The sequence below is a fragment of the Pseudomonas syringae group sp. J254-4 genome (genome assembly GCF_032586855.1).
Taxonomy (GTDB): domain Bacteria; phylum Pseudomonadota; class Gammaproteobacteria; order Pseudomonadales; family Pseudomonadaceae; genus Aquipseudomonas; species Aquipseudomonas amygdali.
In genome coordinates this window covers 1-13,343 of record NZ_JAWHOO010000041.1, presented here as the reverse complement: position 1 = coordinate 13,343, position 13,343 = coordinate 1, and the positions used below count along the sequence as shown (strand labels likewise).

The window sequence follows — 13,343 nt, the reverse complement described above, 5'->3', positions numbered from 1 at the left end:
TCGCTTACGCGTTGAGGGTTTTTGTTTGTCTGGGGTTCCACAAACCTCTGCATTCTCCTGAACTCATAACCCCACCTCTCCGGCAGTCATTCAGACCAACATGCTTATGGCAATCCAGCGCGCTTGCCCTTATGGTTCGGCATCAGGTTCTACGCACCGGTCAAGGAAGCAAGCATGTCCGTTACAACCTCTCTGAGTGCAGGTTTCATGGTGGTCCAAGGCAACCGCCCGGATGAACTGCGCAGCCTGGTTGTGTCGTGGATGCGACGTTATCCATTGGCCCCCCTGGAAAACGAGATTGCTCTGGTGCAGAGCAACGGCATTGCGCAGTGGTTGAAACTGGCGTTGGCCGAGGACGCTCAGGATGAAGATAGCGGCGGCTGTGGCATTGCCGCAGCCATAGACGTCCAATTGCCCGGTAGCTTCATGTGGACGCTGTACCGCATGGTTCTCGGAAGCGATGAAATACCGTCGACTTCCTTGCTCGACAAGACCCCGCTGACCTGGCGCTTGATGCGCTTGCTCCCTGAACTCATCAATCAGCCGCACTTTGAGCCCCTGCAGCGTTTCCTGACCGACGACACTGATCTACGCAAGCGCTATCAATTGTCCGAGCGCCTGTCAGATCTGTTCGACCAATATCAGGTTTACCGCGCCGACTGGCTGGAAGACTGGGCCGCTGGCCGCCATCAATTGCGCGACGTACGAGGTCAGTCCAGACCATTGTCAGCTGCCAATTGCTGGCAGGCCGAACTGTGGCGTGCGTTGCTGGACGACGTCGGGGCTGAAGGGATGTCGCAGAGCCGCGCGGGCGTGCATCAGCGTTTCATCGAGCGCATCGGCACCATGACCGAAGCGCCGCCGGGCTTGCCGGCACGGGTCATCGTTTTCGGCATTTCGTCACTGCCTGCACAAGCGCTTGAGGCTTTGGCGGGTCTGGCGAAGTTCAGCCAGGTTCTGCTCTGCGTTCACAACCCGTGTCGCCATCACTGGGCTGATATCGTTGCCGACAAAGACCTGCTGCGTCACCAGTACAAACGCCAGGCGCGCAAGACCGGAATGCCGATGGTCCTCGACCCGCAAGCGCTGCATCAGCATGCTCATCCGCTGCTCGCTGCCTGGGGCAAGCAGGGGCGCGATTACATCAATTTGCTGGACAGCCATGATGATCCGCGCAGCTACCGCTCTTCGTTCAAGGACGAGCGGATTGATCTGTTCAGTGAAGTCGAGCCCACCAATCTGCTGAACCAGTTGCAGGACGATATTCTCGAGCTGCGCCCGCTGGATGAAACCCGTGAGCTCTGGCCGGCAGTCGATCCGCTGGAAGATCGCTCGGTCCGTTTCCATGTTGCGCACAGTGCGCAGCGCGAAGTGGAAGTGCTGCACGACCAGCTATTGGCAAGGTTCAGCAAAGACCCTGGCCTGCGCCCGCGTGATGTGATTGTCATGGTCCCGGATATCGACAGCTACGCCCCGCACATACGAGCGGTATTCGGGCAAATCGAACGCGAAGATCGTCGCTTCATTCCCTTTACGCTGGCCGACCAGGGGCAACGTGGCCGCGAACCCTTGCTGATTGCCGTTGAACACCTCCTCAAACTCCCGGACAGCCGCTTTCCGGTCAGCGAAATCCTTGACCTGCTCGACGTTCCCGCCTTGCGCGCGCGCTTCAGGATTCAGGAGCGCGATCTGCCAACGCTGCACCGCTGGATAGAAGGCGCCGGCATTCGCTGGGGCCTCAACGCACAGCAGCGTGCAGGTCTGGGTTTGCCGGATGCGCTGGAGCAGAACAGCTGGCATTTCGGCCTACGTCGCATGCTGCTGGGTTACGCCGTGGGAGCAGGTGCGGCTTACGACGGCATCGAGCCGTACGATGAGATTGGCGGGCTTGATGCCGCATTGATCGGCCCACTGGTAGCGCTGATTGACGCGCTTCAGGTGGCTCATACGGAATTATCGACATCCGCAACTCCGTACGCGTGGGGAACGCGTCTGCAATCGCTGTTGCAGTTGTTCTTCCTCGCCGACAGCGAACACGATGACTACCTGCTCGCTCAACTTGAAACACTGCGCGAAAGCTGGCTGGAAACCTGTGACGCGGTAGGGCTGACCGATGAGCTGCCGTTGACCGTTGTGCGTGAGGCCTGGCTGGCCGGGCTTGATCAGGGGCGTCTGTCGCAACGCTTTCTGGCAGGCTCGGTCAACTTCTGCACGCTGATGCCCATGCGTGCCATTCCGTTCAAAGTGGTCTGCCTGCTGGGCATGAATGACGGCGATTACCCGCGCGCGCAACCGCCGCTGGATTTCGACCTGATGGGCAGCGATTACCGCCCCGGCGACCGTTCCCGGCGTGAAGACGATCGCTACCTGTTGCTGGAAGCACTGTTATCGGCCAGGGACCAGCTCTATATCAGCTGGGTTGGCCACAGCATTCGGGACAACAGCGAGCGTCCTGCATCGGTGCTGATTGGCCAATTGCGCGATCACTTAGCCAGTGGCTGGAAGCTGGCTGGCGAGACCGACCCGGACGGCAAGCAGGACGATGGTGAGCGTTTGCTGAACGCGCTGACTGTGGATCACCCTCTGCAGCCTTTCAGTGCCAATTACTTCCATGCAGGCACGGGGTATTTCAGCTTCGCCCGCGAGTGGCGCCTGCTGCATGAAACCGACCTTCAGGTGCCCGTACCTCAAGCGCTTCCCCCCCATGAGCAGGAAGAACCCCTGTCCATTGCACAGTTACAGGACTTTCTGAGAAACCCGGTGAAGCATTTCTTCAGCCAGCGCCTGAAGATCTATTTCGAAGTCGCCGAAGCGCCGCTCGCCGATGAGGAACCGTTCGTGCTCGATGCGCTTGAGCGTTACGGCCTCAGTGAAAGCCTGCTCAGCGCAGCGATGGCTTCCCCTGACGATATGGATGTCGCCCTGAAAGCCCAGGCACTGAAACTTCAAGCCAGTGGCCTGCTGCCGCTCGCGGGATTTGGCACCTTGATGCAGGACGAACTGATCGAGCCGTTGCCAGACGTTCTCAAGCGTTACCACGATCTGTTGACCCTCTGGCCTGAAACGTTGAGCAGCGCATTACCGATCAGTTTCAGCCATGGCAGTGTGAGTATCGATGGCTGGCTTGGCGGGCTGCACCGTAACGCTGGTGGTGAGCTGTTGCTGGTCACGGCGATTCCCAACAGCATCGGCTCGAAAAAGACGCGCAAATGGCACCGGCTGATTCGGCCGTGGGTCAATCACCTGGTGGCCTGCGCCTGTGAGCTGCCGTTGCACACGGCACTGGTGGCCAGTGACGAAACCCTCATGCTCGATCCGTTGGACAAGGACGCGGCCATAACCACCCTGAATCACTTGCTGATGGCTTGGCTACGCGGCATGCAAGAGCCTTTGCCAGTCGCCGTCAAAACCGCATTTGCCTGGCTGGGCCAGCCTGCCGACAAAGCCGAAGCAGCAGCCCGCAAGGCCTACGAGGGTGACGGGCAGACCACTGATGGTGAGCGCCGCGAAAGCACCGCGCTGGCCCGACAGTTTCCGGACTTTGACGCGCTGGTCGACAGTGAAGAGTTTGCAGGCTGGTGCGAGACGCTCTACAAACCGGTTTACGATGCACCCTGGCAGTCGTTGTCTGGCGGGGAGGGTGGCGCATGAACGAACAATCCCTTCCTCTGGCGCTGCGTTTTCCACTACGCGGCAGTCAACTGATCGAGGCCAGCGCCGGGACCGGCAAGACCTTCACCATCTCCGCCCTGTACTTGCGTCTGGTGCTTGGCCACGGCACCGAACAGTCAGGCTTTGGTCGTGAATTGCTGCCGCCGCAGATCCTTGTGGTGACCTTCACCGACGCCGCTACCAAGGAGCTGCGTGACAGGATTCGTACCCGGCTGGCGGAAGCAGCACGGTTCTTTCGTGACGAGATTGCAGCACCTGACGGTTTGATTGCCGAGTTGCGTGAGCAGTTCGAGGCCGAGCAGTGGCCGGCCTGTGCCAGCCGTCTGGACATCGCCGCACAGTGGATGGACGAAGCCGCCGTCTCGACCATTCACAGCTGGTGCCAGCGCATGTTGCGCGAACACGCATTCGACAGCGGCAGCCTGTTCACCCAGACCCTGGAAACCGACCACAGCGATTTGCTCGGTGAAGTGCTGCGCGACTACTGGCGCCGCTTCTGCTACCCCATGAGCGGCGACGCGTTGACCTGGGTGCGGGAAAACCTGAGCGGTCCGGCGGCCTTGTTGCCGCGTGTGCGAGGTTTGTTTGGTCGTGATCGCAGCACGCTCACTCAAGAGCCCACCGAACTGATCGAGGCATCATTGCAGGAGCGTCGAGAAGTGCTTGCTGCCCTGAAAGCGCCTTGGGCCGCCTGGGCTGAGGAGCTGTATGCGATCTGTCAGGACGCCGTAGCCCGCAAAGTGGTCGATGGCCGCAAGATGCAGGAGCGCTACTTCAAACCCTGGTTTGAAAAGCTTTCCGCATGGGCTGCTGACGACGCACAGGAAGCGTTGGACCTGGGTACCGGTTTCACGCGCCTGACCCCGGAGGGTGTTGCCGAAGCCTGGAAAAGTGATCCGCCTTCACACCCCGCTTTCGAGGCCATGGCACAGCTGAAAGCTGCGCTGGACAGTCTGCCCAAGCCGGATGCCGCGGTGTTGCAGCATGCGGCGCAGTGGGTAAGTGCCCGCTTTGAAGAAGAGAAGCGGCGCCGTGCCGAGATGGGGTTTGACGACATGTTGCTCAGGCTCGATGCCGCCCTGCACAGCGCTGGCGGCGAACGTCTGGCCACCCTGATTCGTGAGCAGTTTCCGGTAGCGTTGATCGATGAGTTTCAGGACACCGACCCGGTGCAGTACCGGATCTTCGACAGCATCTATCGCCTTGAGGGTAATGACGAGCAGACCGGGCTGTTCCTGATCGGCGACCCGAAGCAGGCGATCTATGCGTTTCGCGGTGCCGATATCTACACCTACCTGCGCGCCCGGCAGGCCACCGACGGCCGTTGGCACACGCTGGACACCAACTACCGCTCCAGCCATGCAATGGTCGCGTCGGTCAACCATGTCTTCACGCGCGCAGAGCAACGTCCGCAAGGTCGCGGAGCGTTCCTGTTTCGTGATGATCAAGGCAATCAGGTACCGTTCTCCGATGCGCTGGCCCAGGGTCGCAAAGAGATCCTGGAAGTCGACGGCGCGCCACTGACTGCGCTGACGGTCTGGCATCTTGAAAGCGAACAGCCGGTGTCCGGGGTTATTTATCGCCAACAGTTGGCGGCCAGTTGCGCCAGCGAGATCGTGCGCCTGCTCAACGCCGGTCAACAGGGCCGTGCCGGTTTCGCCATGCTTGATAAACCGCTGCGCGGGCTGCGTCCGGCCGACATTGCGATTCTGGTCCGCGATGGCAAGGAAGCGCAGGCGGTGCGTCAGCAACTCAGCGCGCGTGGCGTGCGCAGCGTTTATCTGTCGGACAAGGATTCAGTGTTCGCCGCTCAGGAAGCCCACGACCTGCTGTCCTGGCTCAAAGCCTGTGCCGAACCCGATTCCGAACGTACGCTGCGTGCCGCGCTGGCGTGTATCACGCTGGACCTGCCGCTGGCCGAGCTGGAGCGTCTGAATCAGGACGAACTGGCGTGGGAACGGCGCGTCATGCAGTTCCGTGGCTATCGTGCCGTGTGGCGCAGTCAGGGCGTCCTGCCAATGCTGCGCCGCCTGCTGCACGACTTCGCCCTGCCGCAGACATTGATGACGCGCACCGACGGTGAGCGAGTACTGACCAACCTGTTGCACTTGTCTGAACTGCTGCAGCAGGCCGCCGCCGAACTGGACGGTGAACAGGCGCTGATTCGGCATCTGGGCGACCACCTGGCGCTGTCCGGTCAGGCTGGCGAAGAACAGATTTTGCGCCTGGAAAGCGACGAGCAACTGGTCAAGGTGGTGACCATCCACAAGTCCAAGGGCCTGCAATATCCGCTGGTGTTCCTGCCATTCATTTGCTCCTCGAAACCCGTGGACGGCAGTCGCCTGCCACTGCAGTTTCATGACGCCGACGGCAAATCGCAGATCAGCCTGCAGCCCACCGAAGCGCTGATTCAGCAAGCCGATGACGAACGTCTGGCCGAAGACCTGCGCTTGCTCTACGTGGCGCTGACCCGTTCCGAACACGCTTGCTGGCTGGGCGTTGCCGACCTCAAACGCGGCAATGCCAGCAATTCGATGCTGCACCGTTCTGCGTTGGGTTATTTGCTGGGTGGCGGTTTAGCGCTGGCCGAACCGGCAGAGCTGAAAGTCTGGCTGCGTGATCTCGCGCAAGGCTGCGATGCGATTGCCTTGCAGCCTGTTCCCGAGCCCACTGACGAACGCTTCAGCGCGCCGCGCAACGAAGCCGCGCTGGTCAAGCTGCTGGTACCCAAACGTCGCGCTGCCGAGAACTGGTGGATCGCCTCCTACAGCGCCCTGCGTATCGGCGACACTGTAACTGCCGGTGCCGATGAATCGCCTGACAGCCCGCAGGCACAGAAGCTGTTCGACGACGAGCGCCTGGACCCTGAAGCTCCTCGTGACATTTTGACCAGTGGCGGCGATATCCACCGCTTTCCGCGTGGCCCCAACCCCGGCACCTTTCTGCACGGGCTGCTCGAGTGGGCTGGCAACGAAGGTTTTGCGGTGACCGCTCACGCGCCGGACAAACTGCAGGACGCCGTTGCCCGGCGCTGCAATCGGCGCGGTTGGGCGGGCTGGATCAATACCCTGAGCGATTGGCTGCAGCACATGCTGAACATGCCGTTGCGTCTGTCGCCGGATGCCACACCGGTCGCGCTGGGTGAGCTGGACCAGCCTAATCAGTACCGCATAGAGATGGAATTCTGGTTCGCCAGCAACAACGTCAATGTGGCGCAGATGGACGCTCTTGTGCGCCGCTTCACCCACAACAACGCGCCGCGTGCTGCGACCGAAACGGTCTCGCTCAACGGCATGTTCAAAGGCTTTATCGACCTGACGTTCGAACACGAAGGCCGTTATTACGTGGCTGACTACAAGTCCAACTGGCTGGGCACCGACGACACTGCATACACCGAACTGGCGATGGAAGCGGCCATTCTCGACAACCGTTATGACCTGCAATACGTCCTGTACTTGCTGGCGTTGCATCGTCAGCTCAAGGCACGGATGGCCGACTATGATTACGACCAGCACATGGGCGGTGCGCTGTATCTGTTCCTGCGCGGCAGCCGCTCGGCCTCTCAAGGTGCGTATTTCGTCCGTCCGCCACGCGAACTTATCGAGAGCCTGGACCTTTTGTTTCAGGGTAAACCGTTAGCGCATGACCAGCCGGGAGCATTGGCATGAGCCGCTCGTTTGACGATCTGTTGCCCACCGCGCTGGACGACATCAGCCTCGCTGAATTGAGCCCGCTGACGCGCGTCGGCGATCTGTTGATCCTGCTGGAGCGCTGGGTCGAGCGCGGCTGGTTGCGCGCGCTAGACAAGGCATTTGTCGCGTTTCTCAGCGGCCTCGATCCGCAGGCCGATCCGCTGGTGCTGGTCGCTGCGGCGCTGACCAGTCATCAACTCGGCCACGGCCATGTTTGCCTTGATCTGTACGAAACCCTGAAAGAACCGGACTTCGCCCTGTCATTGCCACCCGAGGGCGATCAGCAAGGCGGGACGATGCTGCTGCCCTCGCAACTGCTGGCCGCGCTGGACGGTGCCGCGTGGTGCCAGGCGCTCGCAGACAGCATGCTGGTTGCCGAGGTGGGCGATTCAAGTGTCGAGGCGCTGCAAAAACCATTGGTGCTTGCCGAGCGACGTTTATACCTGCGCCGCTACTGGACCTATGAACGGCGTATCGCCGTAGCCTTGCGTCAGCGCCTGGCGCAGAGCGAAGCGCCACCGGAGGATCTCCCGCAGCGCCTGAATGCCCTGTTCGGGCCTGCGAACTCAGCACCTCAAGCCATTATCGACTGGCAGAAACTTGCCTGCGCGCTGGCGACCCGCAAGGGCTTCAGCATCATTACCGGCGGCCCCGGCACCGGCAAGACCACCACCGTGGTGCGCTTGCTGGCGTTATTGCAGGCCCCTGCGGTGCAGAGTGGCCAGCCGTTGCGCATCCGTCTGGCGGCACCTACCGGCAAGGCGGCGGCCCGGCTGACCGAGTCCATCAGCCAGCAGGTGCAGAGCCTGGATGTCAGCGACGACGTGCGCCAGAAAATTCCCAGCGAAGTCACCACCGTCCACCGCCTGCTTGGCAGTCGCCCCGGTACCCGGCACTTCCGCCATCACGCAGGCAACTTACTGCCACTGGACGTGCTGGTGGTTGATGAAGCATCCATGATCGACCTGGAAATGATGGCCAATCTGCTCGACGCATTACCGCCGCATGCGCGCATGGTGCTGCTCGGCGACAAGGACCAGTTGGCCTCCGTTGAGGCGGGTGCCGTTCTGGGCGATTTGTGTCGCGACGCTGAAGAAGGCTTTTACAGTGCTGAAACTCAGGCCTGGCTTGAAGCCGTCAGCGGCGAAGACCTCAGCAAAGGCGCCTTGCGCCAAGGCGATGCGCAGCAGCACCCGTTGGCACAACAAGTGGTGATGCTGCGCCACTCGCGTCGTTTTGGCCAAGGCAGCGGTATCGGCCAGCTGGCCCGACTGGTCAACCAGCAGCAGGACCAACAGGCCCGCGCGCTGCTTGCGGCTGGCAGTCACGACGACCTGTTCGCCCTGGCCCTCAAGGGCGAGCAGGACCTCAAGTTCGAACGCCTGGTCCTCGACGGGCTTGGCAGAGGCGAGCAAGGCCCGCAGGGTTATCGCCATTACCTGAACGTACTCGCCGCCGGGCGTCCCGCCGATGATTCGGCTCTCGACGACCAGTGCTGGACGCGATGGGCGCGCTTGGTACTCAGCGCCTTCGACGCCTTTCAATTGCTGTGCGCTGTGCGCAAAGGCCCGTGGGGCGTGGAGGGCCTGAACCAGCGCATCACTCACGCGCTGTTCAACGCGAAGCTGATCGAAAGCGAACAGCAATGGTACGAAGGCCGTCCGGTGCTTATGACCCATAACGACTACGGCCTGGGCTTGATGAACGGCGACATCGGCATCACCTTGCGCCTGCCCGAGCGCGACGGCGACGGCAAGCAAGTGCTACGTGTCGCGTTCCCGCGCAACGACGGCAGCGATGGCGTGCGCTTCGTCCTGCCCAGCCGTCTCAACGAGGTAGAAACCGTGTACGCCATGACCGTACACAAATCCCAGGGCTCGGAATTCGCCCACACCGCCCTGATCCTGCCCGAAGCGCTCAACCCGGTACTCACCAAAGAACTCATCTACACCGGCATCACCCGCGCCAAACACTGGTTCAGCCTGATCGAACCCCGCCAGGGCATCTTCGAAGAAGCCCTGCGCCGCAAGGTTAAACGGTTGAGTGGGCTGATGTTGGGGCTTTGAGCATGTCAGCGCCCGAATCCACAAGTCGTCAAGACCCCGAAAAGCTGGCTTCTGCCCGCAGGGCGTAGGAGCGAACTTGTTCGCGATCTGCCGGGAACCGGCAGCAAACCCAGTGCATACGTTACATCCGACGTAAATAGAGGTCACCGATTTCAGGGCCGCTTCTCAGCCATCGTAACCTCCGGAATCTCCCACACCCTCCGGGCAGAAGCCTGGTTTTTCGGGCGTTTCAGAGCCTATGTGTAACGATGAGTGCTGGGGTGTTTGAAACGGGAGTCGAGTCACTCTGAGCGCGTTGGCACGCATCCCGCAACGCTCCGCGTCACAGATCCGACATGAAATCTCATGAACCATAATCCACATACCGCGCCATGAGATTCGGTCGGCTAAACGTGTCAATTGCATAAACCCGCTGCCACATGGCATCGACCTCGGCCTTGAACGTGGCGTCATCCATGTCGATCCAGTAGCGAGGGTCGCGGCCGCGCTGCTGATCGTAGCTGGCAGTGACCGGATCCAGGTGCCGGTACGGTTCAAACAACGGGATGTCCGGAATCGGGCCGCTGGTGTCCATGTAGTTTTGCAGGAAGTCCCAAAGTGCACAGGGGCGTTGCTGGAAATCGTCAGGGCTGAGCAGTGCGTGAAAGTTGATGGACTGCTCTTCGTAGCGATGCTGGAGCATCAGGCCGTGATAGCAGCCATGACGATCATGCGTGGTGGTCATGTAGGCATCGAACTCGTAGAACGGCGCGACGAACTCGTCGATCACCCCTTCTTTTCGATGGCGTTTGTAGCCGAAGATGGTGACCAGACCGGTTCTACGGTTTAGCTCCCAGAGTGGGCCTATTGGCGGGCGGAACCAAACGAGAGGGAAATGGTAAATGACAATGTGGCCTATTAGCCAAAGCAGTAAAGGGCTACCTAGATACAACGGGTAGGCCGCTAAAAGTAGGTCGACGGTCACCGTCTGCCATGGTTTATGGGATACCGAGATTAGAGACAGGTGTGCTAACACTATGAAAGGGGAAAGCACGATGAATCCTCCTTTCCCGAGTTGTAATGAGATCAGCCAAAACCGTGACCAGCGTGGAAGAGGCGCAAATCTGAAATGCTCGTGGTCACACTTATTGTGAAGTTTGACTTCTTCATGGAATGCCAGCACATGGGTTCCAGCTTTTTTGTTTTCCTCTTTTTCTTTCGCTACTTGCTCCCAGATCCTCATTTTTTCTGGGGTGGATTCCTCAAGGAGTTTCATTGATGTCGTCTGTTGAGTTTTCCCCCAAGGGAGTCGGGCCGAGCAAGAGTGATATGGCTCCGTGCGCAATGATGCCTGCTCGGGAATATTGCCAGGTCGGTAGGCCAGACACCCGTAGTAGGAGCGGCCGCTCGATTCAGCCATTGGCAAATGCCTTATGAGCTTCGTCATCGGTCCAGAATGGTTGGTCGACTTTCCTGAGGTTGAGTGTTGCCCAATCTTGACTGCATTGATTGGAATCTTTTTGTACGCACATCCAACTGACTCTCGTGCCAATGCTCCGCGTTGGCATGCATCCCGTGACGCTCTGCGTCACAAATCTGCAGCCTTGCGCATTATCAGGTGTGAATGAAGTTGAGGTTTTGCATGCGCCCGACCTGGAACACTGCTCCGTCGCAGACCGGACGCCACCAGTCATGAGCCATAATCCACATACCGCGCCATAAGGTTAGGGCGGCTAAACGTATCGATCGCATAAACCCGCTGCCACATGGCATCGACCTCGGCCTTGAACGTGTCGTTATCCATGTCGATCCAGTAACGAGGGTTGCGGCCGCGCTGTTGATCGTAACTTGCGGTGACCGGGTCCAGGTGCCGGTACGGTTCAAACAACGGGATATCCGGAATCGGGCCGCTGGTGTCCATGTAGTTTTGCAGGAAGTCCCAGAGTGCGCAGGGGCGTTGCTGGAAATCGTCAGGGCCGAGTAATGTGTGAAAGTTGATGCACTGCTCTTCGTAGCGATGCTGAAGCAGCAGGCCGTGATAGCAGCCATGACGATCATGCGTGGTGGTCATGTAGGCATCGAACTCGTAGAACGGCGCGATGAACTCGTCGATCACCCCTTCTTTTCGATGGCGTTTGTAGCCGAAGATCGTGACGAGACCGGTTCTGCGGTTAAGCTCCCAGAGTGGGCCTTTTGGGGGGCGGAACCAGAGGCGGGGAAAGTGATTGATTACGATATGGCCGATGAGCCAGCAGAATAGAAATGGGAGTGAAATAAAGTAACTACCACCAATGAAAGCCTCAAAGAAATCAACTTTCGTGTAAGAGTTTTTTGAGGCTATATGCATTGCCAGCGAGATCAGTGCATAAAAAGGTGTAAATATCAGAAAAATCCATTTCCCTCCGAAGTTTATGTAAATCCAAAATTTAGAGTACGCAGCTAGTTGTGCAAAACGCATACACTCTTGATCATATTTTTGATGAAGGTTTACACCGTAAAACGGAGCTTTCAGGTAAGAGTGGTTGTTTATTTTTTCCTGTTTTTTTTGTTTGAAATCTTCCCAGAAACGCATCTCGGTTGGCGTCGGATCACCCAGAATACTGTCTGGTGCTACGGCTTGTGTATACCCCCAAGGTAAGCGTAACTCCTCGATACTATACTCAGATTGTGCTGGCTGATCAGGTATGCCGGTTGATAAATAGGCTCTTTCGCCGTAGAGGGTTTTATTTTTGGAATTAATCACTAGACGAACCCTCATGGGTAACTTCATCAGCCCAGAACGGTTGATTGATTTTTTCAAAGTTAGGCTTTGTCCAGTTTTGCTTGTGCTGTGTAGGATCCTTGACTCCTGGGGCGGGGAAATAATATTCCTCTCCTCCGCGCGTCAGCATGAATTGGGCCCTTACCGCCCATTTGTAATAATGTCTGCGGTTGCCTGTGGAAGATATCTGATTGCTGAGCGTTGTAAAAAAAAGCTCCAGTGCATCAGGGTGCAGGCGTTGTGCCTTTGGCATTTCAGGTCGGTCACCTATCTCACGTTCTACTCGATAAGGAACGCCCTGGTTATTGGTTCTTTCAGTGATACGGCACTGCCGACACTCGGCTTGAATACTGAGACTGTCGAGACGACCTATAAGGCCCGGCAATCGGCTTTGCAGGCGAATGATCGTGTCTGCGCTACGGATGGCGTGAGGTATATCGGCGCGAGTATTAAATGTAGCGTGCTGTTCGTAAACCGGATTTTTTTCGATGGAAATGCTGATGCCGGCAAGCAAGCTCGTCAGCCGATAAAACGCCTCTGCCGGGTCTTGTAAAAAACGGTCGATTGAATGAGACTCGCCAAATGGGCCATTTGCTAACCAAGACTCCAACGGAGCTGAACTCATCAAGATCACCAAACCCACGCCCACTGTGATCAACAGCAATGCGGTCCAACCCAGTGCAGTAAGTCCAAGCAACTTTGTTGCCGCCCCGAATAACGTTCCTAGCGAGCCCGCTAGCCCCCCCATGGATAGCAGAAGATAACCGTACATAGCACCATCGTTCCACTGCCAAGCTTGCCATGCATCAATCATATTGACGGTGGACAGAATCCAGCTAGAAACGAAAAATCCTATAAGTCGACCAGTGATTTTTTCAGTGATTTTTCTGGCCAGTGCCTCGCCGAAGAAAATAGCGGCTTTTTTCGATGAAATAGTAAACAAGGTTATCCTGGCTGCGGAAATTGTTGATTGCTGGCCTGCCAGTTTGATTGCTAGTGCTTCTAGTGCTATCACGAGATCTAGACCGGCACCCAAGATAGCGATACCCGTTCTTGATGTTCCTTTCTCCCTAACCGTCTGCTCCCAAGCAGACACCTCCGAACTCACATTCCAAACCTCCAGCATCAACACCGCCAGACAGAACGGTGTCGACCCCAGCACCCGATAAGCCG

At 58.4% G+C, this 13,343-nt stretch carries 6 protein-coding genes; 3 read left to right on the top strand and 3 right to left on the bottom strand.

Annotated features, from left to right (window positions below; translation table 11 throughout):
• Window positions 1–174 precede the first annotated feature (174 nt).
• The 3 genes from recC to recD are packed head-to-tail and all read left to right on the top strand — an operon-like array spanning window position 175 to window position 9,430.
• Complete coding sequence (gene recC / locus RYB09_RS27000) at window positions 175–3,651, top strand: exodeoxyribonuclease V subunit gamma (protein WP_316891003.1); 3,477 nt, start codon at window positions 175–177, stop codon at window positions 3,649–3,651.
• On the top strand, window positions 3,648–7,340 hold the full coding sequence (gene recB / locus RYB09_RS26995) for an exodeoxyribonuclease V subunit beta (protein WP_316891001.1): 3,693 nt from the start codon (window positions 3,648–3,650) through the stop codon (window positions 7,338–7,340). The genes recC and recB overlap by 4 nt, the downstream gene beginning before the upstream one ends.
• On the top strand, window positions 7,337–9,430 hold the full coding sequence (gene recD, locus RYB09_RS26990) for an exodeoxyribonuclease V subunit alpha (protein WP_316890999.1): 2,094 nt from the start codon (window positions 7,337–7,339) through the stop codon (window positions 9,428–9,430). The genes recB and recD overlap by 4 nt, the downstream gene beginning before the upstream one ends.
• A gap of 343 nt (window positions 9,431–9,773) precedes the next feature.
• Here the strand turns inward: recD and RYB09_RS26985 are convergent, their stop codons facing one another.
• From RYB09_RS26985 to RYB09_RS26975, 3 genes are all read right to left on the bottom strand, one after another.
• Complete coding sequence (locus RYB09_RS26985; protein ID WP_193601032.1) at window positions 9,774–10,685, bottom strand: hypothetical protein; 912 nt, start codon at window positions 10,683–10,685, stop codon at window positions 9,774–9,776.
• Window positions 10,686–11,099: 414 nt separating this feature from the next.
• Window positions 11,100–11,981, bottom strand: a complete 882-nt coding sequence (locus RYB09_RS26980; RefSeq protein WP_058402391.1) for a hypothetical protein — start codon at window positions 11,979–11,981, stop codon at window positions 11,100–11,102.
• Window positions 11,982–12,144: 163 nt separating this feature from the next.
• Window positions 12,145–13,113, bottom strand: coding sequence for a hypothetical protein (locus RYB09_RS26975; protein WP_316891005.1), 969 nt, complete (start codon window positions 13,111–13,113; stop codon window positions 12,145–12,147).
• Between the last annotated feature and the right edge of the window lie 230 nt (window positions 13,114–13,343).

Coding starts and splice junctions, on each gene's coding strand:
- recC (WP_316891003.1), top strand. CDS start 175: ATGTCCGTTACAACCTCTCTGAGTGCAGGTTTCATGGTGGTCCAAGGC.
- recB (WP_316891001.1), top strand. CDS start 3,648: ATGAACGAACAATCCCTTCCTCTGGCGCTGCGTTTTCCACTACGCGGC.
- recD (WP_316890999.1), top strand. CDS start 7,337: ATGAGCCGCTCGTTTGACGATCTGTTGCCCACCGCGCTGGACGACATC.
- RYB09_RS26985 (WP_193601032.1), bottom strand. CDS start 10,685: ATGAAACTCCTTGAGGAATCCACCCCAGAAAAAATGAGGATCTGGGAG.
- RYB09_RS26980 (WP_058402391.1), bottom strand. CDS start 11,981: ATGCGTTTCTGGGAAGATTTCAAACAAAAAAAACAGGAAAAAATAAAC.